Here is a 26,420-nt window from a genome sequence, read left to right on the forward strand (position 1 = left end):
ATCGATCCGCCTTCGAGTCAGAGGTGTTGATGTGAGCTTCGAATTAAGAGCGGATCTTCATGGCAAGGAAGGGTAGCAGCGTGCCTGCGTGCTGTCCATAGTTTGTGGGGAAATGAGATTACAAGAAAAGCGCCACTGCCACTACTGCGAGGCCTTTCCAACCACGGCTTAAGTAGCCCACCACTTCAGGAGAAAAGGAAGCACCGAAACCGCCCGTATCGACCATGCTCATTTGCGTCACGCGGGCAGGGCGGGACCTAGTGTAGCCGGCCCACGCCAGGCCTACCGCGATGACTGCAAGTGCGGCAAGTGAAAGCTGCCACACGATGGCAACAAAGACCGTTCCTATAATCGCTGTGCCTATCGCAGCGCTCATAGGAAGACCCCACTCTGCCCAAGGTCCTTCCACGATCCGCCCAAAGGAACCTGCGCGGCTTACGGCCGCACCCACCATGGACCAAGCGGCGGCAAATGCAAGAATGCCCAGCGAACCCAGGTGCGGTGCGAACCCGAGGCTCAAACCAGCAACTGCCAGTGCGCCGACACCGATGTACCAACGCCTGCTTAGACGGCGCGCGAAAAGGCCAGCTAAAGAAGCAGACGAACCGATCCGCGGTTTCAACCACATGCTTTGGCTGGCCAGGGCGTCGGAGCTGACCTCAGAGTCGAGCAGGTTCACACCTGAACTGCTCACCTGACGGGAACGGCCAGCGGCGAGCAGTGACGCAACGGTGAAGGAACGCCAGCCTACGGCCATGCGTAATGCTGGCGCTGCCAGCGCGAATAGAGGAGATGTACCGAGGGACACGCAAAGCAGCAACACGAGTGCAGTGACCCCGAGCAGCTGCAGAACTGAAATTGCATCCATGCCCCGCAGGCGTCCTTGTGGGCGGAGGTAGTAAACCCACCGGGGGCCTGGCATCCCACGCAGCGGGAACAGCGCCTCCAGAAGCACAATCAGCGCCAGCAGCCCCAGGATGCCGCCCGTTACCTGTAGAGGAGCAACGTCGGCGCGAATTACAACGAAAGGCAAATAGTCGGCGGCGTATTGCCATACGCCAAAGAGTACGCCTAGGAGACAACCAAACATGACGATCGCTCCAACGACGTCACCGAACTTCGACAGGGCCCGTGTCATGCCAGTACGAGAGTTGGTGTCAGGCATCATAGCTCCACCAACTCATCGCACGCATCGGTGACGGTAGGCGAGTGGGACGCCACGATGATGCAGCGACCTTCTTTCGCCAGGTGGCGCAGTTCGCTGCTGAGGAATTGCGTCCACTCGGCGTCGAGGTGGCGCTCGGGTTCGTCGATAAGCAGTACTTGCGCGGGCTGGTAGAGCTGGATGGTCAGGAAAACGCGCTGGCGCTGGCCCGCGGACAAACGCGTGGCGGGGTGGGGCAGGAGCTCCTCAAGCGCCCACAATTCGATGATTTCAGCGAAGTCAACGCCAGTGGTCCGGGCGATGAGATCGATGTGCTCGCCCACGGTGAGGTCCGGTAGGAAGATGGGGTCGGCCACGGTGAGCACCGCGCTTGCCGACGCCCTCGTTCCCACCTCCTCCCCATCAACCCGGACGGTGCCCTCGAGAGTTGCGAGCTCGCCACCGAGAGTGGCGAGCAACGTCGACTTGCCTGAGCCGTTAGCTCCCTTGAGGCCGTACATGCGCCCCGAGGCAAACTCGCGGGCAAGATGGCCGAGGGCTGCGGTGTGTCCGTAAGTGGCATCGATGTTCAGCATATGGCAAGGCTATCAATTCGGCTGCTCGCAGGCTTTGCCAGGACACAGGCGATAACGCGCAGCTGGCGCGGGTGCTGCGCGAAATCGTCGGCAACCGCTAGCTCGTGCTAGCCCTTGTTGCGGAATACAAAGATAGAAGAGAAGTCCTGGTCGCCGTGGCCCATGGACTGCTGTTCCTCAAAGCGTTCGATGGCGGCGTGCACTGCTGGCAGCGGCTTAGAAGAGGTAGCCTCCATGAGCTTGGCGTCCTTGCACAGGGCGTCGACAGTGAAGTCACCCGGAGTGGTGTTGCGCTCACCCGTGATGAATGGGCCCTTCATGTTCTTGATGAATGCCAAGCCGGTGATGTCGAGCATCTCCAGAACGACTTCAGAGTCGAGGCCCTCGGACTCGCCGAGCTGCAGAGCCTCGAGCAGGCCCTCAGCGGTAACAGCGAGTGCCAAGTTGGCAAGCAGCTTGCCAATTGCCGCGGTGGCGGCCGATTCCACACCGATGAGCTTGTTCTCACCAGCCCACGGCTCAACCAGGTCCATGGCCTGTTCGCGGCGGGCGTCGTCAGGCGTGCCCACGTAGACGCCGAGCTCACCATTTCGCGCCGGGCCAAGGGAGCCCACCACCGGGGCATGGACGTAGGACTCCACCGCCGCGGCGAACTCGCGGGCGGCCTCCGGAGAGACGGTCGTGGTATCAATCCAGGTCACGCCCTCCGGAATGAGGTTGGTGTCGATAACACGCTCCCGGATGTCATCCGGGCCGAACAGCGAAGTGATGATGACCTCAGCATCTTTTACCGCATCCTCCGGGGTGGCGGCGAGAGTGGCGCCTTCGCGGACAAGCGGCCGCGCGCGCTCGGCGGTACGGTTCCACACGGTGACGTCGTGGTTAGGGATGAGGTGGCGAGCAAGCTCGCTGCCCATGCGGCCGGTTCCAAGGAATGCAATCTTCATGGCTGCCAGTGTGCCATTACCCGGCGCAGGTGTGCCATGATTAGGCGCAGACGCGCAGCCTGTGCGTTCCGGACGAGGGAGCCGTACCCGGTAGCGCGACAAGACGGCCAGAAGGAAAAGTTATGGCTTGGTTCATACTGATCGCCTCCGGTGCTTTCGAAGCCGTATGGGCGGCTTGGCCTGGGCCATGAAAACCATCCCCGTGGGCACCGCCTATGCGGTGTGGGCCGGCTTCGGTGCCGTGGTCACTGTCGGCTATTCAATCCTGGCCGGCCACGAAGCCGCTACCGTGTGGAAGGTCCTTTTCCTCGCAATGATCATCGGCGGCATCGTGGGCCTGAAAGTGGTGCATTAAGCATCGTGGGCCTGAATGTGGTGCATTAAAACGCATCACATCACTAACCGCATTAGCGAAGTTCGCTAATGCGGTTAGTGAGGCAACGGAATGTAGATGTCCTCAGGGCGAGGCAGCGGTGGTGGCTTAGGGATCTGATCGATACCTCCCTGTACCTCGGGCGGTATCGGGATTGCTGTTGGAATCTTTGGCGGAGGTGGGAGAGCCGGCACGGGAAAATCTGGCAGCTTGGGCATCTGCGGAAAGGCAGGTCCCGGCGCAGGCGCTGGACGTGGAGCCGGCCGTGGCGCAGGGGCCGGGGCGCGGACGGTGACAGTGTGAGCTTGAGGCAGGTGCTCCTGGTCTAGTTGGCCTTGGCCGAGTGCATTTTCGGCAGACTGCAGCTCCTGGTTTGGTGCCGCTACTTCCGGTGCCGTTGTGGCGGAAGTCTCTGGTGCCAAGCGGGTGATGGGTTGCGGAGCCGCGCCGGGATCCCACGCAGTGGCGCTTGAGGTGGTTGGTCGAGCCGTCTTGTCCTCTTGCACGGCTACTGGAGTGGTCTCGTGTGTTGTGCAGGAAACGCACAGTGTAGTGCCCAAACCCAATGCACAGATAAGCAAGCGCGAACGCATAATTCTTCCCCCGAAGTTGTGACGTTTGCCAGCGCAACCCCCTGCGCTGAACTTGTGGTGCCGTCAGTGTAACCGCATTGTGGACAGCCCGCACGGCGAGTGTGCGAACGTGCTGCAAGACGCGCAGGAGACTCCAACTTTTGTATAGTGCTAGAACAGTTACAATGTTGGCTATGCCTAATACGAGTCAGCAGCCAGTTTCCCAGTCCACCCAGTGGTTCGAGCGCGCCACCAAGGTCACCCCAGGTGGTGTGAACTCCCCGGTCCGTGCCTTCGGCTCGGTCGGCGGCCAGGCCCGCGTCATCGCCCGCGGCGAAGCTTCCCGCCTGTGGGACGTCGACGGCAACGAGTACGTCGACCTGGTTAGCTCCTATGGCCCGATGATCCACGGCAACGCCCACCCGGCAATCGTGGAGGCTGTTCAGAAGGCAGCAGTCGACGGTCTCTCCTTTGGCGCGCCGACCGAGGCGGAAACCCTGCTGGCAGAGCGCATTGTGGAGCGCACCGCAGTAGAGCAGGTCCGCCTGGTCAACTCCGGCACGGAGGCCACCATGTCCGCAGTGCGCCTAGCCCGCGGTTACACCGGCCGCGCCAAGGTGCTGAAGTTCGACGGTTGCTACCACGGCCACGTCGACGCCCTGTTGGCCTCTGCTGGTTCTGGTGTGGCCACCTTCGCCCTTCCTGACTCCCCGGGTGTCACCGGCGCTTCCGCTGCCGACACCATCGTGGTCCCTTACAACGACCTCGCTGCCGTGCGCGAGGCTTTTGCCGCGCACCCAGGCGAAATCGCCTGCATCATCGCTGAAGCAGCGGCCGGCAACATGGGCACCGTCGCCCCGGTAGAAGGCTTTAACGCAGCGCTGAAGGACATCGCGCATGCCGACGGCGCGCTGCTCATCCTCGACGAGGTCATGACTGGTTTCCGCACCTCCCACAAGGGGTGGTTCGGCGTCGACAATGTGGCGGGAGACTTGGTCACCTTCGGCAAGGTTGTCTCCGGTGGCCTGCCCGCAGCAGCTTTTGGCGGCCGCGCCGACATCATGGCTTATCTCGCACCGGTTGGCCCGGTGTACCAGGCGGGCACGCTTTCCGGTAACCCGGTGGCAATGGCTTCTGGCCTGAAGTCCCTCGAGCTGGCAAACGAAGAGCTTTACCCACGTCTGGCTGCCAATGCAGACCGCCTCACCGGCCTTATCACCGCTGCCCTGGATAAGGAAGGCGTGGCCCATAACATCCAGCGTGCCTCGTCGATGTTCTCCATCCGCTTCGCAGAGGGGCAGGGCAATAATTTCGACGACATGAAGGCTGCCGATACCTGGCGCTTTGCACCGTTCTTCCACGAGCTTTTGCAGGGCGGCGTCTACGTTCCGCCGTCAGCGTTCGAGACTTGGTTTGTTTCGGACGCCCTGACCGACAATGATTTTGAGGTAATCGAAAAGGCGCTTGCTCCGGCAGCGCAGGCGGCAGCAGCGGCAGTTCGCCCGCAGTAGTGCGCTAGTCTACTTGCGCACTAGCGCAGCAGCTCACGTAAAGAGCGAAAGGAGCATTTATGTCGACAACCATCGTCCATCTGGTTCGCCACGGTGAGGTCTACAACCCACACAAGATCCTCTACGGGCGCATTCCGGGCTACCACCTGTCTTCCCGTGGACACTCCATGGCGGCGCGCACGGCAGAGGCATTCCGCGGCCACGACGTCACCTACCTGGTGGCCTCCCCGCTGCAGCGCACGCAGGAAACCGCGCAGCCGATTTCGAAGGTGACCGGCCTTGATGTGGACGTCGACAAGAGCGTCATTGAGTCCGGCAATCGCTTCGAGGGCCTGCGCACCAAGGGCTGGAACTCCCAGCTGTGGAACCCACAGCGCTGGCCGCTGCTGCGTAACCCGCTGCAGCCTTCTTGGGGCGAGCCCTTCGAAGAGATTGCCGCGCGCATGATGAACGCCGTCGAGCGCGCACGTCAGAAGGCAGAAGGCCACGAGGCCATCATCGTCTCTCACCAGCTGCCCATCGTGATGGTGCAGCGCACCGCACTGGGCAAGCGCCTCGCGCACGCCCCGTGGGATCGCGAATGCGATCTGGCTTCGGTCACCTCCCTGGTGTTCCAGGACGACCAGCTGATCGACATCTTCTATTCTTCACCTGCACAGGCGATTTAAGGCAGAGCTTTGAAAAACACATTCCTCCCCGTGGCGGCAGCTGTACTCGTTGCAGCGACCACTCTTGCGGGCTGCGGTCAAGATGCCGATAACGCGCAGAATGCCGTAGCTACCGGCGGTACTTTCGAGTTCTTTGCCCCAGGCGGTCAGAAGGAAATCACGTACGCGCCGGATCAGCGCAAGCCGCTGAAGTCTTTCACCGGTGAAGATCTCCGCAACGAGGGCAAGACAATTTCCCTGGATGACTTTTCGGATCAGATCGTCGTGCTCAACTCGTGGGGACAGTGGTGCGCGCCGTGCCGCTCCGAGTCCGATGACCTCCAGAACGTCCATGCCGAGCTGGCCAAGCGCGGCACCGGAACGGTCTTGGGAATCAACGTGCGCGACTTCAACCCGGAAATCTCGCGTGACTTCCTCGAGGACAACGGCCTTGAGTACCCGTCCATCTATGACCCGCCATTCAAGACCGCGGCGGCTCTCGGCGGTGTGCCCACCTCGGTGGTGCCCACCACCATCGTGCTGGACAAGCAGCATCGCCCAGCCGCAGTTTTCTTGAGGGAAATCACCGATAAGGACGTCCTCGCAGTCGTGGACTCATTGGAGAAGGAATAAATGGAGCACATTCTCGCCGCCGGTGTCGGTGAGGCCTTTGCGGATACCGTCGCAGCCGGCCCGCTTCTGCTGGGAATTCTTGCCGCAGCAGCAGCGGGTTTGGTCAGTTTTGCTAGCCCCTGCGTGGTGCCCTTGGTTCCGGGCTACATCTCTTACCTGGCTAGCGTGGTCGGTGGTGAGGTGAGCTACGACGCGGAGCTGGGGGTGGGCGTCGGAAAGCGCAGGCAATGGGCCGTGGTGGCAGCAGCTTTGCTGTTCATCCTGGGCTTCACGGTGGTCTTTGTGCTCGCTACCGTTTCTGTCTTTGGTGCGATCTCCGCGCTCACGCTGAATTCGGAGATGCTCATGCGCGTCGGTGGCGTGATCACCGTCCTCATGGGCGTGGTGTTCATGGGCGTGGTTCCAGTGCTGCAGAAGGATACCCGCATGGCTCCGCGCCGCTGGACCACGTGGCTCGGCGCACCGCTGCTGGGCGGCGTATTCGCGCTTGGCTGGACCCCGTGCTTGGGCCCTACTCTGGGGGCTATCATCTCCGTTTCCGTCGGCACGCAGGGCATGACCGCGGTGCGCGGCACCCTGCTCATCATTGGTTATTGCTTGGGCCTTGGCTTGCCCTTTCTCCTCGTTGCTTTGGGCTCCGCCCGCGCTATGCGCACCATTTCGTGGATGCGCAAGCACTCTCGTACCATTCAGATCATCGGCGGCATCGCCATGATTCTCGTGGGCCTCGCGCTGGTTACCGGCATGTGGGGTAATTTCATCAACTTCATTCGTCAGTGGACTGTCGAGTACGGCGCGACGCTGATCTAGAAGGCATATAAGGCTTAGAAGGCACAGAGAGACATGAAACTTATAGTGAGCTATCTGCGTAAAGCATGGCATTGGCTGACCAGCATGCGAACCGCGCTGGCGCTGTTGTTCCTGTTGGCCCTAGCCGCAATCCCCGGTTCGCTGCTGCCGCAGCGTGACCTTAACGAATCCAACGTCACGGACTTTATCGAGTCCCACGGCAAGGTAGCGGAGATCTACGACAAGCTGCAGCTTTTCGACGTCTTCTCTTCCATCTGGTTCCAGGCCATTTTCATCCTCCTGATGATTTCCCTGGTGGGCTGCATCATCCCGCGTTCCTGGGAGCACTACAAGGCATGGAAGACTCCGCCTACCCGTGCGCCGAAGTACCTGGACAAGATGCCGCTGCATGCAGAAGGCCACTCTGAGCATTCCCCGGAAGAGATCGAAGAGGCCACCCGCAAGCTGCTGAAAAAGTGGCGCGTTTCGGAGACGAGCGCCGAAGATGACCGCGCCGGCCTCAAGTCCTTCTCCGCGGAGCGCGGATACGCCCGCGAGCTGTGCAACCTCATCTTCCACGTCGCTCTCGTGGCAATCCTGCTGACCGTGGCCGCGGGCCGTTTGGTCAACTATGAAGGCCAGGTCATCGTGGTGACCGAGTCGGGCTCCCAGGACAAGGAAGCCAGCCTCGAGCAGTCCACTGAGTTCTGCAATACCTCGACCTCGAACTATGACTCCTTCCGCGCGGGCTCGCTTTTCGACGGCACCGGGCTCCACCCGTTCTGCTTCGTGGCGCATGACTTCACGGCGGATTACCTGGATAACGGCCAGGCGGAGATGTTTACCTCCAACGTGTCCTACGCGGAGGGCGATGACATCTACACGGATCATTCCTCCTGGAAGGACTATGAGCTCAGCGTGAATCACCCGCTGCGCCTGTCCCACAACCGCGTCTACCTGCAGGGCCACGGCTACGCGCCGACCGTAACGGTGGAGTGGCCCAACGGTGAGAAGCGCACCCAGACCATCCAGTTCCGCCCCGATGACATGGTTCGCTTCCTTTCTTCTGGCGTCATGCGTTTCGACCCACCAGCCGGCATGTACCCGGACTTGTTTGAGCGCCGCCAGAACCAGATCGCCATCCAGGGTCTCTTCGCGCCGACCGCACAGTGGTCCGGTGAGAACGGCCAGTTGCTCACCTCTGCTTACCCGGGCCTGACCGATCCGGCGCTGGCCATTGACATCTACCGCGGCGACGCCGGCCTGGATACCGGTACCGCGCAGTCCATCTTCGATCTGGACTCCTCCCTGGTGCACTCGGGCCAGTTGCAGAAGATTGACCGCGTGAATCTCTCGCAGAACGAGTCCGTGACGTTGGACGACGGCACCAAGGTCACCTTCAACGGTGCCTCCCAGTTTGCGAATTACCAGATTTCTTATGACCCATTCCAGAAGTGGGTGCTGGTCTCGGCACTGGTGATGCTGGTTTCCCTGGTGGGCTCGCTAGTTATCAAGCGCCGCCGCATCTGGGTACGCATCAGCCCTGCCGCTGACGGCGGCACCGACATCCAGATGGGTGGACTGGCGCGCACCGACCGTGCTGGTTGGTCCGAGGAGTTCTACGCAGTCCACCGAGCACTGCTGGAGCTGCCGGATCCAGACGAGGTCGAAGAAGACGAGATCTGGGTAGAGGATTAAAGCTATCCGCCAAAAGTTTGAGGTGGATAGCGTACGAGAGTATTGTATGCAGGAACTATTGAGAGCTAAAGCGCAAGGTTTTACATGCTGATTGATCAGAATTTGTCGAATTTCTCCGACATTGCCGTGCAAACGGCCTTCGTCATTTACGCCATCGCGCTATTCATTTCGCTGGTGTACTACGGTCGCATGCAGGGCGTCATCGATGCCCGCCGCGCCGCAGCCGCCAAGAAGGCGGAGTCCAAGCAGGCAGTGCTTGCGGGCGGCAGCGCTTATGCGTCTGAGGACGACGCCGCGCTTGCCGACGCCACCCCTGCCGACACCTCCGATTCCGTTTTCCACACTGATGAAGCCCGCGTGCGTGAGGAAAAGGCTGACAAGCTCGGCGGCATGACCCAGATGCTCATCTGGCTCGGCATTGTCTTGCACGTAACCGCGATTGTGCTGCGCGGTCTGGCAACGCACCGCTTCCCATTCGGCAACCTCTACGAGTACGTCTTGATGGTCACGGCCGGTGTCCTGATCGTGGCTAACATCGCGATGCAGCGTAAAGAGTGGCGCACACTGTGGCCATGGATGTTGACCCCGATCTTGGCGCTGATGTTCTACGGCTCCACCAAGTTGTATGCGGAGTCGGCACCGGTGGTTCCGGCGCTGCAGTCGCACTGGCTGCCCATCCACGTGACCGTGGTTTCCCTTGGTGCTTCTATCGGCATCATCTCCGGTATCGCTTCGCTGCTGAGCATGCTGCGCGTGTGGCAGCCGAAGGGCAAGGAGCATGGCTTCTTTGGAACGGTGGCAAAGCCACTGCCTTCGGCTAAGAAGCTGGACCAGCTGGCATATCGTCTGGGCATCGTGACGCTGCCGACCTTGGGCCTGGGTATCGTCCTCGGCGCCATCTGGGCGGAGTCCGCCTGGGGCCGCTTCTGGGGCTGGGACCCGAAGGAGACCGTCTCCTTCGCGACCTGGATTCTTTACGCCGCTTACCTGCACGCTCGCGCGACGCCGTCCTGGCGTAAGTTCTCGCCGTGGATCAACATTGCGGCGACGTCGCTCATGATCTTCAACCTGTTCTTCATCAACATGGTTGTCTCCGGCCTGCACTCCTACGCGGGGCTGAACTAATGCCGGATACTCACAAGCCGCGTAATAAACAGGGCAAACCGGCGGGCGATAACCCGCAGCTGCTGGCCATCGGGGCGGAGTTCGCGGCTCGCCGCCGCGAGTTGGGCATCCTGCAGCAGCAACTGGCCGATGCCGCAGGCGTATCTCGCTCCACTCTGCACACCATCGAACACGGCGGCACCGGCGTGCGCTGGGAGAAGGTCACCGCGGTGGCCGAGGCCCTCGGTTTAGAGATGAGCTTCCAGCCGCGCACTTAGCGGCGTAGCTTTCCATCACTTTCTTCATGATCCCATTGCTTAGGTCCCTTTGTGGGGCAATGGGACCATGAAGCGCGTTTTCAGGGTTGCCGTTACTCGTAAAGCTACCCGTAGAGAGGGACCTTTAGAGGGCGACCATTCCGCGCCGGCGGAGAATGCACCCTACTTCTCGTCCGTTTCGTCGCGCGGAGGCTCGTCGCGGTGGCTCTCGCGGCGCTGTTGACGGCGGCGCTCCTCGGCTTCCCGCTCGGCCTGCAACTCGCGGGCGCGGCGTTCCTTGAAGCGCTCTTTCTCGAGGTTCCACAGGAACTCTTCATCGTCGTCTGGACCCTTGATGGCTGGGCGCTGCTCGACCTGTTCCGGCTTCTTCCAGCTGGAAGGGCCAAACGCCTTCCACACCAAGTAGACGGCAAGGACAACCAAGACAAGTAAAATCAAACGACCCATGCGTTATATCCTACGGAATCGAAAGCGTAGACTTTAGCCACATGACTGATACTTCTTCCGCATCCCACCCAGAGCCGCCGACGCCGGACCCTGAGCTGCGCCGTCGCTCCCGCGCCGCGCTTTGGAGGTACGGCTTGGCCCGCGTGGTGCTTTTTATCCTTCTCACGGTGGTCATCGAGCTCATCGCCATCCTGGCAGGTTTCCCCATTCCCGTACTGCTTGCAGCGCTGCTTGCCCTATTCGTGGCGCTGCCGCTGTCGATGCTCGTGTTTAAGAAATGGCGCGTAGAAGCCACCGAGACCTTGGCTGAGTATTCCGCTCAGCGCAAGGCTCATAAGGCCTGGGTCCAAGCGGAGTTGGCAGGCCGCTAGCTTTCACATCGTGGCATTCAATCACTTCGGAGGAACGGCTTTGTGAGCTTGTTCCATAACGAAGGAAGCGCAGTAAACAGTGCTGTGCCGAGGCCGGCGATGATTAATGCAGCGTTCGGTCCAGCGGCAGATACCGTCGGTGCACCCACAATGTATCCAACCAGCATTGCCGAATTGTTAATCGTCCCCATCGTTACTAACGCTTTGGGCTTAATCTTTGGATCGACGGCGCTGACGACCACTATTCTTAGAGCAGACACTTGGAGTCCATTAAACATTCCAGCCAATGCGAAAAGCGGAATACAGAGAAATAACGCGGGCACAAAGCCTGGGATCGAGATGCAGATCCCCATTCCTATTCCACTTTTGATCAAGGTCGCTAGGGCGTTTGCTTTCGTGAGTCTTGCTGAAAATCTTGCGCCTAAAATCCGTCCCACGACAAAACACTGGGCGACTATTGCATATAAAAACCCGCTGGTATTCAGGGACTGAGTGGCGAAGAACACGAGAGCCACGTTAAAAATCGATGTGAAGATAATCGCGGCCCAGATGCTTGTCAGCGCCTGACGCGAACGTGGATTGTTAAGAAGTATTTTTGGAGCTTCAACAATGCTGTGCAGAGGACTTGGGGCCTCGGCCTTGAGAGTGTGGGGGGAAGTTGATGGAACTAGGGGCCAATCTTGTCTTTGCAAACGCTGCACCACAATAATTGAGCTCCCGACGGCTAGGGCCTCCAATGCAAATACTGTGCGTAGTGAGGCGACGTCTAGGAATCCGCCGCCGAGTACAGGGCCTACGAAGCTGCCACATAGCCGAGCCGTGTCCAAGTAGGAAAAAGCCCGGGCTTGGTCCGAGGCATCTAGGCTTGAATCTGCAATTGCGTAATAGGCTGGAATGGTAATCCCACTCAACGTAGCTACTACGATATTTCCTGCGATGAGAGTGAGCGTTGATGGAAAGCCGCACAAGAAAATGAGAGTAAGGCACTCAAATATTGTTCCAAGCTTTGCCACCGTAAAAGGATTTGCTCGATCAAAGAATGGTGTCAAAAGAGGGGACACAAATACCTGAGCGCAGGCCCCTGTTACTAGAACTGTGGCCACAAGTGCTTCACCGTTTGGCCGAGTGGCGAAGTTGAGTGAGATTGCGATTGAAGTCATCGCTCCGCACAGAGACATAAAAAAGTAGGCAATGACGAGACTAAAGACTTTGCCTTTTGACCCATCATTACCTAGTGGAGTTTTCAACACTCTATTTGGTCCTCACCCAGTGGTCTACGGATATTCTCGAAGGATCGATTCCTATATTTTGCAGTATTGAGGTATGCCGGTTGTCGCGGAAACTGTCTTTCTTTTCTAAGAAAGATTCTAAGTCATACCAAGAAACGCCAAAGTGAACACATGCGCTGCCGTCGTCGAATGACTCGCTTAAAACGAATTGCCAATCGTTGGGGCCGCCTGGTCTATTCGGGCCCATTTTTGAAAGCCTTTGGTCAGAAATTTCAAGCTGTCGGAGACACTTTTCCAGACTTACGGCATTGGGCAGTTGGATTGTGACCTTACTCTCGGCCACAGCCTCTCGCCCTCTTACCCGTGATGGGGTAGACCCCCAACAGATTCGATTTTTGGAATCTCATCGAAAATAAACAACTTTCGACCTTTCTGTGCGGACAGATAAAACGAAGTGAGTGAAGTGTATCACTCTGAGTAATGTTTGTGATTTAAATTTCAGAAAATTTTAAATCGGCAACTTTTAACTTCGCTTGGAGGTCTTGCCCTTCGGCGTACGTTTTCCCTACAGGGAAGGCTGACAGTAAGTATTTTTAGACGAGAAAAAGCGCAATCGCGCTGACCAGCGCCCACACCAGCATTGCGCGGCCAGTGATCCCGAGCACCGGGATGAGCTGGGGGCCGCGGGCGCCGCGGTTGACCGTGCGGACGGCTTGGAGTGCAAACGGGAAGTACACCAAGGCAGCCAATGTCAGCCAGGAATCGAATGCGATGACAATGGTCAGCATAACCGGGATGAGCAGCAGCCACGTGAATAGGTTGCGCGACTTTTTATCGCCCAAGCGCACGGCCAAGGTGATCTTGCCGGCCTCAGTGTCGGAGGGGATGTCGCGAATGTTGTTGGCCAAGTTGACTGCGGAGCTCATGCCACCAATGCCTATCGCCAGCGCAAGACCCGTCAGGCTGATGCGGCCAGCCTGCGTGAACTGCGTGCCCAGTACGGCCACCAAACCGAAGAAGATGAAGATGGCGACCTCGCCGAGGCCACGGTAGCCGTAGGGATTCTTGCCTCCGGTATAAAACCATGCGCCGGCAATACAAAGCGCGCCTACCAAGATGAGCCACGCGGCGTTCGCTACCAAAGACAACGCAATGCCAGCCACGGCGGCAACTGCGAACGAAGCAAAGGCCGCCCACTTCACGTGCTGCGGCTTCGCCAGCCCGCCGCCGGTCAGGCGCTGCGGGCCAGTACGGTCGTCGTCGGTGCCGCGGATGCCATCCGAGTAATCATTGGCGTAGTTGACACCGATGATGAGCGCCCACGCCACAATGAGTGCGAGAAAAGCGCGGCCCCAGTGCGCGCCATTGAGCGCGGCCGCGGCGCCAGTGCCAGCGATGACTGGGGCGAAAGCATTTGCCCATGTATGTGGGCGAGCGCCTTGGAACCAGTCTTTGGCAGTTGCGGGATAGGCAGAAAATGACATGTCAGTTATTGTGCCACGCCACCGCGGGCATGTTGTGCACAAGGGGACGTACACGGCGGACATATAAAAGCCACGGGTATGCCAAAAGCGCGTCGTACGTACCCAAGAAAGGACGGCTGTGGGCCACACCCGTGGCAAAAGTTCAATGCGTTGAACTTTCTTAAAAGTTATCATGTGAATCGCTCGCAGGGCAAGGACTTTACTACGATGAATGTCATGCACTTAAGCGATCTCCCTGAACGTACCCAGGACTACCTCAAAGCCCTGTGGGACCTCTCCGAGCACTCCGGCGGCGCGCCCATCGCGCTCAAGGAGCTGGCGGGGCGATTGAACCAAAAGGTGCCCACGGCGTCGGAAGCCGTAAAGCGTCTCGTTGCCCAAGGGCTGGTGGAACACGAGCGCTACGCTGGAGTTTCACTGACCCCCGAGGGCCAGGCACTGTCCATGGGCATGGTCCGCCGCCATCGTCTCCTCGAGACCTTCCTGGTCAAAGAGCTGGGCTACACTTGGGACGAGGTTCACGAGGACGCCGATCTCCTCGAGCATGCATGCTCCGATCGCTTCATCGATCGCCTCGATCAGCACCTGGGCCATCCTCAGCGCGATCCCCACGGCGATCCCATCCCCGACGCGCAGGGCAGCATCGAGGACCTTGGCATGCTCACGCTTGACGACGTCCCCCTTCACACCCCTGTCACCATCGAGCGGGTATGTGACGGGGACACCGAGCTGTTGCGCTACCTCGACAGCCACGGCGTCGGCCTAGGCGTCGAGGTCGTAGTCGATTCCCGCGTTGCGGGCCTGCTTAACCTGCACGCAGGGGACAAGGAGTTCTCCCTTGCGGAAGTCGCGGCCGCCGACGTGACGGTGCGCGCTAACGAAGCCTAATCAGTTCTTAAAGAGCCCTGCGACACCACGACGGTCCACCTTGCCGGGACCGGTCAGCGGCATCTCAGCAATGCGGATAATCTCGCGCGGAATCTGCCACCGAGGCAGGTCATCGAGCGCTTCGAGGATGTCGGTACGCGAGGCCCAGCCGGTGTAAGCTGCGGCGATCATCTGGCCAAGGCGTGGATCGGGGATGCCCACCACGCATGCACTGTCGACGCCCGGTACCTGCAACAAGAGCTGTTCCAGCTGTTCTGGGTGCAACTTCAGGCCCCCCGAGTTGATGATGTTGTCCAGACGCCCAGTGACGGTGAGTTGACCGTGGGCGTCGAGCTCCCCGGCGTCGGAAGTGGCGAACCAGCCATCGACGAAGTCGCGCGATTCCACATTGCGGTAGCCCTGCGCAATGGTCGGCCCGCCCAAGAAAATGCGGTTATCCTCCCCGATGCGCACCTCAGTGCCGGGCAGGGGAGTGCCGTTGTAGACGCATCCGCCCGCAGTCTCCGAGGAGCCATAGGTGGTTACCACGGTGATGTTGAGCTTGCGCGCAGATTCTAATAGCTGGGGATGCGGCGCTGCTCCACCCACCAGGATGGAGTTGAAATGGCGTAGCGCTTGGATGCCGTCCAGCGAATCGAGTGCCTTGTGCAGCTGCATCGGCGTGAGCGCGGTGTACATGCGGTCCTCGGTGTGGGCGAGTTCTTCTGCTGCGCGGGCGAACTCGGCGATGTTAAAGCCTTGGGACAGGTCGAGGCACAGTGGCTCCACACCCGCCACCAACGAACGCACGAGCACTTGGATGCCCGCTATGTGGTGGGCGGGCATGGCCAGTAGCCATTGGCCGGGCCCACCCAGGAAAGAATGGGTGGCATCCGCACTCGCCACCAGGTTAAGCGGGCTTAGCTGCGCACCCTTCGGTGTGCCCGTGGAACCCGAGGTGGCCACCACCAAAGCAATGTCCTCAGCAATCGATTCGCCCGCGCGCATGTGGTTGCGCAGCAATTCCGCCCGCGTGCGGTCCGCTGCGGGAAGGGGCAAGAGCGTGGTCTGCCCAGCGATGGCTTTTTCGAGCTCATCCAAAATAGCTGCGGGATTGCGGGGATCGACTGGGAGTGGGGCGAGGATATGAGTCACGAATAATCAGGTTACCCGGGCATATCGCTCGTCCCGGGAGGCGGCGCGCCGGGCGTTTAGAGCAAGGCGCGCAGCCCCATGCTGAGCAAATAGAACACACCCGCCAGCACCGCGATGCAGCCGCCCGCCGACAAACTGAGTGCGGCCGCCAGCCAGAGCCCGCCGCATGCCAGCGCAATGCCCGCGAAACCTGCACCGAGCATGAGCTGGGTCGGGCGCTTGATCCACGGCTGCAACGCCGCCGCCGGGGCTACCAGCAGCGCCAAGGACAAGATAGTGCCCACCGCGGGAATCACCACCACCATGGTCACGCTGATAAGCGTGAGGGTAAGCAAGTCGTAGCGGCCGGGCTTTCCGCCTTGTGCGCGGAAGAACGTTTGGTCGAAGTAGAAGGAGACCAACGTCCGGCGAAATGCCACCAGCACGCCAAGGCTGACCACCACCAGGGCGCCGACAAACCAGACATCCTGCGCATTGACAGTGGTCAGCGAGCCCACGAGAAAGCTATCCACGTGGATAGGTAGCGGTTGGAACCAGCGCAGCAACAAGATGCCCAGGGAAAATCCCAGGGTGAGCGTCACGCCGGCGGCAGCAGTCGAAGAAATGCCCTCGACGGTACTCAGCCACCGCATAAGCCAGGCCAAAGGCAGGCAGAACAGTGCCGCGCCCACCATCAAACCCGTGGAGAGATCCAAGCTCAGAAGGTTGGCCACCACTACACCGAGCACCGCGCCGGGGAAGATTCCGTGTGACAGGCTCTCAGCGAAAAAGACGCGCTTGCCCATGACCATCAAGGTTCCAACCAAGCCAGATAAACATCCCACAGCGATGGCCTCAAGGAGGGGCAACCGCAGGATCTCTGGATCAAGATGAGATAGGCCCATCAGCTAAATACCCCCTTCAAGCCCGCTAACGGCACGGTGGCAACCAGCATCAAGCTGACGATTGCCTGCGGCGAAATCTGATGCGTGGTTTGGGACAACATGATGGCAAATCCCACCACCACTGCCAGTGTGGACAAACCCGCAGCCCAGAAGCACATGCTGCGCGGGGATCTAGCGATCAAGCGCGCCGAGAGGCCTGGAATGACAATAAAACCGATAACCAGCAACACACCCACTGCCGAGCTAGCCGCCACCACGATTAGGCCAACCGCGATATTCGCAATGAGCTCATAAGCCGCCACGTTGATGCCCATGGCGCGGGCCGCTGTGGTATCGAAAGCGACGAGAATCTGCATGCGCCAGGTTGTCAGGATGAGCAGTGCCGCAATCACGCAGAGCGTGACGGAGGTTGCCAGCCTGGACTGCGTGACGTCGAGAAGCCGGCCAAACATGAGGGCCTCCAGCTGCCCGGACTTGTCGCCATAGGCCAAACTGATGACCACGCCGATGCCGTACATGAAGGTCAGCACCACGGCCGTTCCGGCTTCCATATCCAGCTTCCGCGCTGACTGGCCCCGCCCAGAACCCAGAGAAGCCAGCACGAGCACCGTCACCGTGGCCACCGCGGCCGCACCCGGCACGATGCCCGGGATGCCGCCCACGATGAGCCCTACCACGATGCCCGGAAAAACCGAGTGCACGAGGGCTTCCACCGTAAATTCCATGCGGCGAAGATTAACGAGGACGCTAATGGCAGCTCCCGCAATCGATAGACACAGCAGGAAGAGAAAGGCATTGCGCAGGTACGGGGCGAAGAGAATCTGCTCTATCACAGTCGCGCGCCTTGCTCCATATAGGTTTCCACTGCTTCCTCGGTTCCCATGGTGTGGACCTTGCCGTCGAGCACAAACGCCGCCCAGTCGCAGGTGTGCTGCGCCAAGATGGGGTCGTGAGTGGAGACGAGCAGGGCGATTCCTGCTTCCTTGAGATCCGCAATGATCTGAATCAGGATTCGGCGACTTTCTTGATCAAGCCCGTTGAAGGGTTCGTCGAGAAGCACCAGCTCCGGGGCCGAAACCAACGCGCGCGCGATGAGTACGCGCTGGCGCTGCCCACCCGAGAGCTGGCCAAACCGCGTCTCGGCGAGGTGCTCCATCCCCACTTGTCGCAGGGCATTGAGTACGCGGTCGCGGTAGCTACGCATGCTCGTGCACTTGTGCCACCAGCTCACTGAGGGCAAAAGGCCCATTTCCACGACCTTGTAAGCCGTGACGGGAAAGCTCAGGTCGGAGTCTTGGTACTGCGGGACGTATCCGAGCGAGGCGTCGATGGTGGCCATGCCGCGCAAGGCAGCCAGGCCAGTGATTGCCTTGAGCAGAGTAGACTTGCCCGCACCGTTGGCACCCAGGAGCGCCACGGCCTCGCCCGCGCGGATCTCAAGATCAACGTCGGTGAGGATATCCCGGGCACCATAGCCGCAGGTGGCATTACGCAGAGTGACTAATGGGGAAGACATATAGAGCTACTTGCGCTTGGCAAAGTCGAATGCCTGCAGCGATTCCGGCAACGGTTGCTGCTCGGAGCCCCAGGCGCTGACCAAGGTGTTGATGTTGTGGACGATGGATCCGATGTAGGTCTCGCCCTCACTGCCTGGCACACCTAGCGAGTCGCCGTACAAAGCGTCGTCGGATGTAACCGCCTTGACGCCTGCGGCGCGGGCGATGGCCTCGATGGACTTCGAGTTGTTGGAATTCTCCGCAAAGATGGCCTTGGCGCCGGACTCGCGGACCTTCTTTACCTGCTCATCGATGTGGCTCGAGGTGGCGTCCTGCTGGTGGTTGAAGTCAGACAGTGCGGAGCCGATGAATTTCACGCCATACTCGTTAGAGAAGTAGCCGAAGGCGTCGTGGGAAGAGAAAAGCACGCGGTCTTGCTCAGGAACTGCGGACATGGAATCGCTGGCCCACTTGTCGAGGTCCTCCAGCTGGTCGGTGTACTTCTTGCCGGCGGCGGTGAAGGCGTCCTTGGCCTGCGGGGAGGCCTGGGACAACGTGTTGACGATGTTTTCGACCTGAATCTTGGCCTGCTTCGGGGAGGTCCACACGTGCGGGTCGTACTTGAATTCTGGGGCCTCGCCGTCCTCCCCCGGGAAAGGCCACGGGCGCGGGTTCACGTGCTCGATGCCCTCGTCGATGGTGTACTTGCCGTTGCCATCGCCCATGCCTTCGCTCTTGACGCCCGAGGTTACGGCCATGACGCCGTGGAAGCCGGAGGAGTCCACGGCTTGGTCGAGGAAGTGCTCGAGGTCGACTCCGTTGACGAACATGTAGTCGGCCTGGGAGAGCGCCTGCATCTGCTGTGGGGTCATCTCGTGCTCGTGGGCGCTGGCGTTAGGGGCGAGCAAACAGGTGAGGTCGAGGGTCACTGGGCCCTCGCCGGAGGTGGTCTCCGCACCCTGGGAGTCGACCTTGTGGAGCTTGACGCCGCCGGCGGCTATCTGGGTGAGGTAGTCGCAGATCTGGGTAGTTGTGGCCACGGCCTTGACGGTGTTGTCATCCTTCGGCTTTGCAGCGTCGGTGGATTCATTCGAGGCGCTGCAAGCGGCGAGGCTGGCGCCGAGCGCGAGGGCGCAGGTGCCTGCGAGAATGCGCTGTAGGGGGCGGCGTGGGGTGCTGAGATTTGAGCTCATCATGAACTTCCTTTGCATTAGGAGAAGTGAACTCAACAAACACTAGCACCACTGAACTAGATTGTTCAATACTATGAACTTAGGTAGCCCTATCTCCTCTTTGAGTCGCTGAAATTAAAAAATTCCTCTCACTTCAATGGGTGAAGCGAGAGGTTGGGAGGTGGTGGCCTTACTTGCTACTTTTGCCTTCTTGCTGAAGAAGAGTTGGTCAAGGGAGTGCATTCCGGGGCCAGCTGCGACGAGCATGAGGCCCGCTGCGGCGATGACGCCGACGAGCTCAATGATGGCTGCAGCTGGCGCTGCGATGGAAGCGGCTGGGACGCCCATGCCCTCGAAGGACTGAGTGGTGCCGTCGATGGTCCATTCGGAGAACTTCTGTCAACCGTGGGCGATGAGGATTGCGTCCAGGACGACGCGGGCTGCGAGTATGGCGAATGAGTTGGCAAGTTTCATGCTGGACGCTTTGCACATGAAGTGTTTATGTGTCCGCGATTGCCGGTGATGCCTCACTTAAAAGTTTAAGTGTTTTGTGTCATGTTTGCCCTAGATGTACGGGTTTCGCAGCTCATCTTCTTGGTCGAAAGGCCGCTCCCCGCGGTCCTGCGCATTCTTGATGTGCTTGAGCATCCACACTCGCGAGCCGATGACGCCCGCCAGTGCAAGTGTGGCCAAGCCGATGGCGAAAACCCACATCGTGCTAACTCCTGACTAGTAGTAATACGGGAACTGCTCCCAGTTTGGGTCGCGCTTTTCCAGGAACGCCTCCTTGCCCTCGACGGCCTCGTCGGTCATGTAAGCCAAGCGCGTTGCCTCGCCGGCGAAGACCTGCTGGCCCATGAGTCCGTCGTCGGTGAGGTTGAACGCGAACTTCAGCATGCGCTGCGCGGTCGGGGACTTGCCGTTGATTTCGTGACCCATCTGGATGGCGGCGTCCTCAAGATCGGCGTGATCCACAACCTCGTTGACGGCGCCCATCTCGTACATGCGCTGGGCGTCGTAAGTGCGGCCCAGGAAGAAGATTTCGCGGGCGTACTTCTGGCCCACCATCTTGGCCAGGTAGGCCGAGCCATAGCCAGCATCAAAGGAGCCCACGTCGGCATCGGTCTGCTTGAAGCGCGCCTCCTGGCGGGACGCAATGGTCATGTCGCAGACCACGTGCAACGAATGCCCACCGCCAGCCGCCCAGCCGTTGACCACGGCTATGACCACCTTGGGCATGGTGCGGATGAGGCGTTGGACCTCGAGGATGTGTAGGCGTCCACCCTCGACCTTCTCGCGTGCCTCGTCCACGGTGGAGGCATCTGCCTCGGCGTCGTTGTGCTCGTGCGAGGTGGCGTAGCGGTAACCGGAGCGGCCGCGAATTCGCTGGTCGCCGCCAGAGCAAAATGCCCAGCCTCCGTCCTTCTCACTGGGGCCGTTGCCGGTGAGCAACACCGTGCCGACATCAGGAGTGCGACGTGCATGGTCGAGCGCGCGGTAGAGCTCATCCACCGTGTGCGGGCGGAACGCGTTGCGCACCTCCGGGCGGTCAAACGCGATGCGGACGATGCCGTCTTCGCGCTTGTCTCCGATTAGCCTGTGGTAGGTGATGTCGGTGAGATCCGAGAAGCCTTCCACTGGGTCCCACAGTTCGGCCTTGAAAGGGTTGTCGGTGCTGTATTTAGAAGTTGCCTTTGCCTGGGAAGTCATAGGTACACAATAACCGCCGCAGCGATTAGTCACGGCGGTTGGTAGAGAGCGGGTTAGCTTTTAGCCGATGAACAAGAAGGAAAAAACCACGTTGAGCACAGCTGCGGCGATCATCGGAACGCAGGTGCGTTTGACCAGGCGGATGGGGTTGACGTTGATTGCGCCCGAGACGATCAGAACTGCGGCGTTGACCGGCGAGACCTGACGTATGAGGTTCGAGGTGCCCCAAATGGCAGTAAGCATTTGTGGTGCATTAATCGAGGTCTGGGCGGCCAGGCCAGGAACAACCTCAGAGAAGGCAAAGTAAGGGGCTGTGCCGGAACCTGTCAACGCTGCCATCAGTGCCGTAGCGCCGACGAAGATGAGAACAATAATTACGGCGGCGCCAGTAGAGCCCTCGGCAGCATTGACGAGCATGTCGATGACGCCCATCTGGGTGATGCCTTCGACCAAGACCGCTGCCGCAACCAGCAGGGCAACCACGCCAGCGGCGCCTTCGCCCATGCCCTTGAAAAAGTGCGCGGTGGAATTCATCGACTCTGTGATGGAGCGGATGCGGATTGCCTCAATCAACATGGCGATAAACAGCGAGACCACGGTCACCGGCAGGATATCTGCTTCAAATGGGATGACGCCGGTGCGGTTCAAGATTGCCGAAACAATAATCAGCAACAGTGGCATAAGAGGAAGGACGGCGTAGAAACCGGGCAGTCCCTTTGCTCGCTCAAGTGCTTCACGGGTGGCGCGGTCGGATTCGGACAGAGTATCGGAGCCTGCGGTGGCGTCGTCAGCGTGGGCTTTGCGTGCATCTACTTTGTCGCAATGCTTCTGCCACCACATATGGACAAATGCGGTAATGAGAAGCGCCGGGACGGTAGCGCGGGCAACCGAGCCGTACACAAACTCGGTCACGCTCATGTTTGTCAGATCCGCGCCTTGAATCAGACCTGCCTCAAGGGGCGTCGGGATGATGGTAGACGAGGTCACTACCAGCGCGGCCACCGTCAAAGGCGTGAGACCAGCGGCGATAAGGGCGGGTAGGAGAGTGGCGACGAGCAGCAACGACAACGCAGCGGCGGAGGGAATCACCAGTGAGAGTAGCGAACCGATAAGAAAACCTACCGGGACGAGCCAGTAGCTACCGCGGAAGCGTTTCAAGGGCGAAGACAATACGACAACGGTCTTGGCGTCGGCGCCGATGTGCCGCATATAAGACACGAAGCCGAACAAAACCATGATGGCCATGCCGATGCCGCTAAAGCGGGATTTGAACAGGGCATCTACGACCAAAAGTTGGTCATAAAAAGCATTGCCTGTGGCTTCGATTTCTACGGTGCGCATATCCGCGCGGTTAGTGAGAGCGGCAATCATGAGGAGGAGGACGCCGACACCGAAGATGGCTGCGGCGGCATGAACCTTTTTGTAAATCAGCCACATCACTGCGGCGATGGCCGCCAAGGCAATAATGAGGTAAAGCATGCGGGTTTGACCTGCCTTTTGCTGGATAAAAGATATGCAGAAATATGCCCTTTACGCAGGGCTTAAAGGCTAACCGCGGTTGTTATAACCTCTGTTCTTACTCTAACAGCTGTTGTGACAGGCAGCGAACTAAGCAGCAGCTAAAACTGGGTCAGGTACGCTACATTCCATGTCCCAGGTTGAAATTGATGATGTCCTCTCCCGCTCCCATGTTGTTGCCCTGCCTTTGGCGGTGAAGTTCCGCGGTATTACCACCCGCGAAGCCTTGCTCATCGAGGGCCCCGCCGGCTGGGGCGAGTTCTCGCCTTTCCTAGAGTACGAAGCTGCGGAGTCGGCACACTGGCTCGCCGCAGGCCTGGAGGCTGCCTACGAAGGCTTCCCCGAACCCGTGCGCGACCTCATCGAGGTCAACGGCACCATCCCCGCCGTACCCGCCGCGCAGGTTCCCGAGGTAATGGAGCGCTACCCGGGCTGCCGCACTTTCAAGATCAAAGTGGCAGAGCCAGGGCAGAGCCTTGCAGACGACGTCGCCCGTGTGCAGGCAGTGCGTGAGTACATCACCGCGCAGGGCCGCATTCCGGTGCTGCGCGTCGACGCCAACGGCGGCTGGAGCGTGGAACAAGCCATTGAGGCGGCCAAGGCCCTAATGCCCCTGGACTACATGGAGCAGCCGTGCGCCACCGCCGAAGAACTCGCGGAGGTTCGCCGCCAATTAATGCGCAACGGCCTCTTCGTGCGCGTCGCCGCCGACGAGTCCATCCGGAAGGTCGAGGATCCCTTCCGGGTCGCGGACCTGCAGGCTGCCGACGTCGCGGTGGTCAAACCTGCGCCTTTGGGCGGAGTGCGTAGGGTGCTGGATGTCGCGAAGCAACTGCGTGCGCGCCACATGGACATCACCGTAGCCTCGGCCCTGGATACATCCGTGGGTATCGGCATGGGGCTGGCGGCTGTCGCAGCGCTGCCGAAGATTCTCGACGACGAAGACATTGACGTCACTCCCGCCGCCGCGGGCCTGGCCACCGGCTCGCTCTTTATAGAGGACGTCACCGAGCCGCGCCCGCTTATCGATGGCCATTTGGAAGCCACTCCGGCGATCCCAGATCCCGCGCGCCTGGCTGACCTCGCAGCCGCGCCCGAGCGCCGCGACTGGTGGTTTGAGCGCGTCCGCGAGTGCTGGCAGTACCTTTAGATTTCGCGCTAGCGGAGGGGCACCTTCTCGCTAACGGGGCACCTTCTCGCTAGCAGCGCACAATTTGCCAAATAGGAGCTGGATTCTTCGAAGATTCCTGGCCATATTTGGCAAAATGCGCACTTTTCACCCCGCAGAGACGCTGTGGGTACGGTGGAACTCATGACTGGATTTATCAGTGTCCGCGATGCTCACCTCCACAACTTAAGGAATGTCGATGTCGACATTCCGCGCGGCAAGGTCGTGGCCGTTACGGGCGTTTCGGGCTCGGGCAAGTCCTCCCTCGCCTTCGGTACGATCCACGGCGAGGGGCAGCGCCGCTACCTCGAATCCGTGGCCCCCTTTGCACGCCGCCTCATCGGTTCCGCCGTGGATTCGCAGGTCAGCCAGATTGAGGGCCTGCCGCCCACTGTTGCCCTGGAGCAGTCCACCTCCGGCGGCGGCGCCCGTTCCACGGTGGGCACCATCTCCGCTATCTCAAATTCGGTGCGCCTTCTTTATTCGCGCGCCGGGGACAACCCAGAGGGCCTTTATTCGGATTCCTTTTCGCCGAACACGCCCGAGGGAATGTGCCCCAATTGCCAGGGCACCGGCATCGTGCACGTAGCCACGGAGCAGTCGATGGTCCCCGATCCCACCCTCAGCATCGAGGATGGCGCCATCGCCGCCTGGCCGGGAGCCTGGGCGGGCAAGAACTTCCACGACATCCTTTTGAATCTGGGCTATGACCTCGACTCGCCCTGGCAGGAGCTGCCGAAAGAGGATCGCGACTGGATTCTCTTTACCGAGGAGCGCCCCGTGGTCACCGTCAAGCCGCTCCGCGGCGCCGACCAGATTCAGCGCAACTACGAGGGTACGTGGCGCTCCGTCGCGAGCTACCTGAATAAGACGCTTGCCGAAACCCAGTCCGATACCCTCCGCAAACGCACCCTCCAATTCATGGAGTCACACACCTGCGAGGTCTGCGACGGCCGCCGCCTCAACCCCCACGCGCTGAAGGTGACCTACGCCGGGCTGCCTATCGACGCCCTCAACGAGCTGCCCCTCGACGAACTCCTCGCACTGCTCGACAAACAGCAGCCCGAGGAAAACAGCGCCGAGCATCTGCTGCTCAAACAGATTCTTCCCGCATTGCGTTCCGCACTGGAGCTGGGCCTGGCGCACCTGAGCCTTGACCGACCCACGGAGACCCTGTCAGCCGGCGAATTACAAAGAATCCGGCTCGCGGCGCAACTGCGCTCCGGCCTGTTTGGTGTTGCGTACGTGCTTGACGAGCCGTCGGCAGGCTTGCACCCCGAGGAACGCGCGGCCGTCATGGATATCTGCCGCAGGTTCGTCGCAGGCGGCAACTCCGTGCTGTTGGTGGAGCATGACATGGACTTGGTGGCCCAGGCAGACTGGCTTGTCGACGTCGGCCCCCTCGCCGGCGAGGGCGGCGGCAAGGTCATCTATTCGGGCCCAGTAGTCGACTACCTCGCCGATACTCCCACCGCCCACGCGCTGGCTCAGCGGCAGCTCACGCCCCGCAGCACTCGACGCACCCCGAGCACCGAGCTCACCCTGCGCGGGGTGCAGGCCCGCAACCTGCGAGGTCTTGACGTGAGTTTCGGCCTCGGGACCTTCAGTGCCGTCACGGGCGTTTCGGGCTCGGGTAAGTCCACCTTGGTCTCCACCGTGTTGGCCGGCCTGCTTCGGGAATCTGTCACGGCCGTTACCGACGAGGCAACGGAGGAGGAGTCACTAGACAAGCCGTGGAGCGTGGCAGAAGTGGAGAACCTCGATAAGGTCACGCGCCTAGTGCAGATTACGCAGAAGCCCATCGGGCGTACTCCGCGCTCCACCTTGGCCACCTACACCGGCCTGTTTGACCACGTGCGCAAGCTTTTTGCCAACACGCAAAAAGCCAAACAACGGAAGTGGACGGTCTCGCGTTTTTCCTACAACGTCAAGCAGGGGCAATGCCCAACCTGCGGCGGCGCGGGCCAAATCGAGGTGGAGCTCGTCTTTCTCCCGGGCTCTTATACGCTGTGCCCCGATTGCCAGGGCAAGCGTTATAACCCGGAGACCCTCGAGGTGTCATGGGAAGACCGCACCATCGCTGAGGTCCTCGAGCTGACTGTGGACGAGGCTGCCGAGCTTTTCGCAGAGGTAGAAACCTCCTCCGCGGTCACGGCCATCCGCCGCGCGCTGGATACGCTTCAAGCGGTGGGTCTTGGCTACCTGCGCCTCGGACAGGGCGCGCCGGAGCTTTCCGGAGGCGAGGCCCAGCGCATTAAGCTCGCGACGGAGCTGCAGCGCTCGCGCAACTCCCACCGCGGCCACACGGTTTACCTCCTCGACGAACCCACCACGGGCCTGCATCCGGCGGACGTGTCGTTGCTTAACGCAGAGTTGCACAAGCTTGTCGACGCCGGACAGACCGTCATCGTGGTCGAGCACGATCTCTCGGTCATCGCGCAGGCAGACACCGTCATCGAGTTAGGCCCCGGGGCAGGCGCCGCGGGCGGAGAAATTGTGGCGATGGGCGCGCCGGGTGATGTGGCTAAGCAGGCTACGCCTACCGGTCGGGCCTTGGCGCGAAAGAGTTAACGAGACTTTTCGGGTATCTCCCTGCGAACCCACAGGGAAATAGGGTAGTTCTAGGG

At 60.4% G+C, this 26,420-nt stretch carries 27 protein-coding genes, 1 pseudogene and 1 riboswitch; of the genes and pseudogenes, 12 read left to right on the forward strand and 16 right to left on the reverse strand.

Annotation, left to right across the window (positions count from 1 at the left end):
- Nucleotides 1-118: 118 nt before the first annotated feature.
- The 3 genes from HMPREF3153_RS03905 to HMPREF3153_RS03915 form a co-directional block, all read right to left on the reverse strand.
- The gene (locus HMPREF3153_RS03905; protein WP_246817158.1) at nt 119-1,165 is read right to left on the reverse strand and encodes an ABC transporter permease; all 1,047 of its coding nucleotides are present in this window, start codon (nt 1,163-1,165) and stop codon (nt 119-121) included.
- The gene (locus HMPREF3153_RS03910) at nt 1,165-1,740 is read right to left on the reverse strand and encodes an ABC transporter ATP-binding protein (RefSeq protein WP_070420076.1); all 576 of its coding nucleotides are present in this window, start codon (nt 1,738-1,740) and stop codon (nt 1,165-1,167) included. Before HMPREF3153_RS03910 ends, HMPREF3153_RS03905 begins: the two co-directional genes overlap by 1 nt.
- 107 nt (nt 1,741-1,847) lie before the next feature.
- A complete protein-coding gene (locus HMPREF3153_RS03915) occupies nt 1,848-2,687 on the reverse strand; it encodes an NAD(P)-dependent oxidoreductase (protein ID WP_070420077.1) in 840 nt (279 codons plus the stop codon).
- 46 nt (nt 2,688-2,733) lie between these two features.
- Nucleotides 2,734-2,799: riboswitch (guanidine-III (ykkC-III) riboswitch) on the forward strand.
- A gap of 75 nt (nt 2,800-2,874) precedes the next feature.
- Here HMPREF3153_RS03915 and HMPREF3153_RS03920 point away from each other — a divergent pair.
- Nucleotides 2,875-3,042, forward strand: a complete 168-nt coding sequence (locus tag HMPREF3153_RS03920) for a DMT family transporter (protein ID WP_371440896.1) — start codon at nt 2,875-2,877, stop codon at nt 3,040-3,042.
- Between the two features lie 74 nt (nt 3,043-3,116).
- Here the strand turns inward: HMPREF3153_RS03920 and HMPREF3153_RS03925 are convergent, their stop codons facing one another.
- Nucleotides 3,117-3,653: a hypothetical protein gene (locus tag HMPREF3153_RS03925; RefSeq protein WP_070420079.1), complete on the reverse strand. Its 537-nt coding sequence runs from the start codon at nt 3,651-3,653 to the stop codon at nt 3,117-3,119.
- A 164-nt stretch (nt 3,654-3,817) separates the two neighbouring features.
- Between HMPREF3153_RS03925 and hemL the strand changes: the two genes are divergently transcribed.
- The 7 genes from hemL (at nt 3,818) to HMPREF3153_RS03960 (ending at nt 10,292) form a co-directional block, all read left to right on the forward strand.
- A complete protein-coding gene (hemL, locus tag HMPREF3153_RS03930; protein WP_070420080.1) occupies nt 3,818-5,143 on the forward strand; it encodes a glutamate-1-semialdehyde 2,1-aminomutase in 1,326 nt (441 codons plus the stop codon).
- Between the two features lie 59 nt (nt 5,144-5,202).
- Nucleotides 5,203-5,811 (forward strand): histidine phosphatase family protein, encoded by a 609-nt coding sequence (locus tag HMPREF3153_RS03935; protein WP_070420081.1) that lies wholly within the window; start codon nt 5,203-5,205, stop codon nt 5,809-5,811.
- A 9-nt stretch (nt 5,812-5,820) separates the two neighbouring features.
- On the forward strand, nt 5,821-6,423 hold the full coding sequence (locus HMPREF3153_RS03940) for a TlpA disulfide reductase family protein (protein WP_070420082.1): 603 nt from the start codon (nt 5,821-5,823) through the stop codon (nt 6,421-6,423).
- Complete coding sequence (locus HMPREF3153_RS03945; protein ID WP_070420083.1) at nt 6,424-7,233, forward strand: cytochrome c biogenesis CcdA family protein; 810 nt, start codon at nt 6,424-6,426, stop codon at nt 7,231-7,233.
- Nucleotides 7,234-7,266: 33 nt separating this feature from the next.
- Nucleotides 7,267-8,910 carry a cytochrome c biogenesis protein ResB gene (locus tag HMPREF3153_RS03950; protein ID WP_210385545.1) on the forward strand — a complete coding sequence of 548 codons (1,644 nt, stop codon included), beginning with the start codon at nt 7,267-7,269 and terminating at the stop codon, nt 8,908-8,910.
- Nucleotides 8,911-8,994: 84 nt separating this feature from the next.
- Nucleotides 8,995-10,035 carry a c-type cytochrome biogenesis protein CcsB gene (ccsB, locus tag HMPREF3153_RS03955; protein WP_070420084.1) on the forward strand — a complete coding sequence of 347 codons (1,041 nt, stop codon included), beginning with the start codon at nt 8,995-8,997 and terminating at the stop codon, nt 10,033-10,035.
- Complete coding sequence (locus HMPREF3153_RS03960; protein ID WP_005527639.1) at nt 10,035-10,292, forward strand: helix-turn-helix domain-containing protein; 258 nt, start codon at nt 10,035-10,037, stop codon at nt 10,290-10,292. Before ccsB ends, HMPREF3153_RS03960 begins: the two co-directional genes overlap by 1 nt.
- Before the next feature lie 162 nt (nt 10,293-10,454).
- Here HMPREF3153_RS03960 and HMPREF3153_RS03965 read toward each other — a convergent pair whose 3' ends face one another.
- Nucleotides 10,455-10,739: a hypothetical protein gene (locus HMPREF3153_RS03965; RefSeq protein ID WP_005527640.1), complete on the reverse strand. Its 285-nt coding sequence runs from the start codon at nt 10,737-10,739 to the stop codon at nt 10,455-10,457.
- Between the two features lie 41 nt (nt 10,740-10,780).
- Between HMPREF3153_RS03965 and HMPREF3153_RS03970 the strand changes: the two genes are divergently transcribed.
- Nucleotides 10,781-11,110 (forward strand): DUF4229 domain-containing protein, encoded by a 330-nt coding sequence (locus HMPREF3153_RS03970; RefSeq protein ID WP_005527641.1) that lies wholly within the window; start codon nt 10,781-10,783, stop codon nt 11,108-11,110.
- Between the two features lie 17 nt (nt 11,111-11,127).
- On the opposite strand, the gene HMPREF3153_RS03975 is transcribed toward HMPREF3153_RS03970, so the two are convergent.
- Both HMPREF3153_RS03975 and HMPREF3153_RS03980 read right to left on the reverse strand, forming a co-directional pair.
- Nucleotides 11,128-12,357 carry an MFS transporter gene (locus HMPREF3153_RS03975; RefSeq protein WP_070420099.1) on the reverse strand — a complete coding sequence of 410 codons (1,230 nt, stop codon included), beginning with the start codon at nt 12,355-12,357 and terminating at the stop codon, nt 11,128-11,130.
- Between the two features lie 575 nt (nt 12,358-12,932).
- Complete coding sequence (locus tag HMPREF3153_RS03980; RefSeq protein ID WP_070420085.1) at nt 12,933-13,823, reverse strand: 1,4-dihydroxy-2-naphthoate polyprenyltransferase; 891 nt, start codon at nt 13,821-13,823, stop codon at nt 12,933-12,935.
- Between the two features lie 216 nt (nt 13,824-14,039).
- Between HMPREF3153_RS03980 and HMPREF3153_RS03985 the strand changes: the two genes are divergently transcribed.
- Nucleotides 14,040-14,711, forward strand: coding sequence for a metal-dependent transcriptional regulator (locus HMPREF3153_RS03985; RefSeq protein ID WP_070420100.1), 672 nt, complete (start codon nt 14,040-14,042; stop codon nt 14,709-14,711).
- Here HMPREF3153_RS03985 and menE read toward each other — a convergent pair whose 3' ends face one another.
- From menE to dcuC, 9 genes and pseudogenes are all read right to left on the reverse strand, one after another.
- Nucleotides 14,712-15,845 (reverse strand): o-succinylbenzoate--CoA ligase, encoded by a 1,134-nt coding sequence (gene menE / locus HMPREF3153_RS03990; RefSeq protein WP_070420086.1) that lies wholly within the window; start codon nt 15,843-15,845, stop codon nt 14,712-14,714.
- A 56-nt stretch (nt 15,846-15,901) separates the two neighbouring features.
- Nucleotides 15,902-16,729 (reverse strand): metal ABC transporter permease, encoded by an 828-nt coding sequence (locus tag HMPREF3153_RS03995; RefSeq protein ID WP_049159080.1) that lies wholly within the window; start codon nt 16,727-16,729, stop codon nt 15,902-15,904.
- Entirely contained in the window at nt 16,729-17,562 is an 834-nt protein-coding gene (locus HMPREF3153_RS04000; protein ID WP_235429996.1) for a metal ABC transporter permease, read from the reverse strand. The genes HMPREF3153_RS03995 and HMPREF3153_RS04000 overlap by 1 nt, the downstream gene beginning before the upstream one ends.
- On the reverse strand, nt 17,559-18,245 hold the full coding sequence (locus HMPREF3153_RS04005; RefSeq protein WP_049151533.1) for a metal ABC transporter ATP-binding protein: 687 nt from the start codon (nt 18,243-18,245) through the stop codon (nt 17,559-17,561). The genes HMPREF3153_RS04000 and HMPREF3153_RS04005 overlap by 4 nt, the downstream gene beginning before the upstream one ends.
- A gap of 6 nt (nt 18,246-18,251) precedes the next feature.
- Nucleotides 18,252-19,418 (reverse strand): metal ABC transporter substrate-binding protein, encoded by a 1,167-nt coding sequence (locus HMPREF3153_RS04010; protein WP_049192219.1) that lies wholly within the window; start codon nt 19,416-19,418, stop codon nt 18,252-18,254.
- Nucleotides 19,419-19,532: 114 nt separating this feature from the next.
- Nucleotides 19,533-19,784, reverse strand: a pseudogene (locus HMPREF3153_RS12995) (hypothetical protein); the annotation flags it as partial.
- A 177-nt stretch (nt 19,785-19,961) separates the two neighbouring features.
- Nucleotides 19,962-20,111 (reverse strand): hypothetical protein, encoded by a 150-nt coding sequence (locus HMPREF3153_RS12705; RefSeq protein ID WP_005527653.1) that lies wholly within the window; start codon nt 20,109-20,111, stop codon nt 19,962-19,964.
- A 15-nt stretch (nt 20,112-20,126) separates the two neighbouring features.
- Nucleotides 20,127-21,107, reverse strand: a complete 981-nt coding sequence (locus HMPREF3153_RS04020; protein ID WP_070420087.1) for a 1,4-dihydroxy-2-naphthoyl-CoA synthase — start codon at nt 21,105-21,107, stop codon at nt 20,127-20,129.
- A gap of 60 nt (nt 21,108-21,167) precedes the next feature.
- Entirely contained in the window at nt 21,168-22,586 is a 1,419-nt protein-coding gene (gene dcuC, locus HMPREF3153_RS04025; protein WP_070420088.1) for a C4-dicarboxylate transporter DcuC, read from the reverse strand.
- Nucleotides 22,587-22,755: 169 nt separating this feature from the next.
- Between dcuC and HMPREF3153_RS04030 the strand changes: the two genes are divergently transcribed.
- Nucleotides 22,756-23,775 carry an o-succinylbenzoate synthase gene (locus tag HMPREF3153_RS04030; RefSeq protein WP_046646478.1) on the forward strand — a complete coding sequence of 340 codons (1,020 nt, stop codon included), beginning with the start codon at nt 22,756-22,758 and terminating at the stop codon, nt 23,773-23,775.
- A 162-nt stretch (nt 23,776-23,937) separates the two neighbouring features.
- Entirely contained in the window at nt 23,938-26,364 is a 2,427-nt protein-coding gene (locus HMPREF3153_RS04035; protein WP_070420089.1) for an excinuclease ABC subunit UvrA, read from the forward strand.
- Nucleotides 26,365-26,420: the final 56 nt, after the last annotated feature.

The sequence above is a fragment of the Corynebacterium sp. HMSC06C06 genome (assembly GCF_001807295.1).
GTDB lineage: Bacteria > Actinomycetota > Actinomycetes > Mycobacteriales > Mycobacteriaceae > Corynebacterium > Corynebacterium striatum.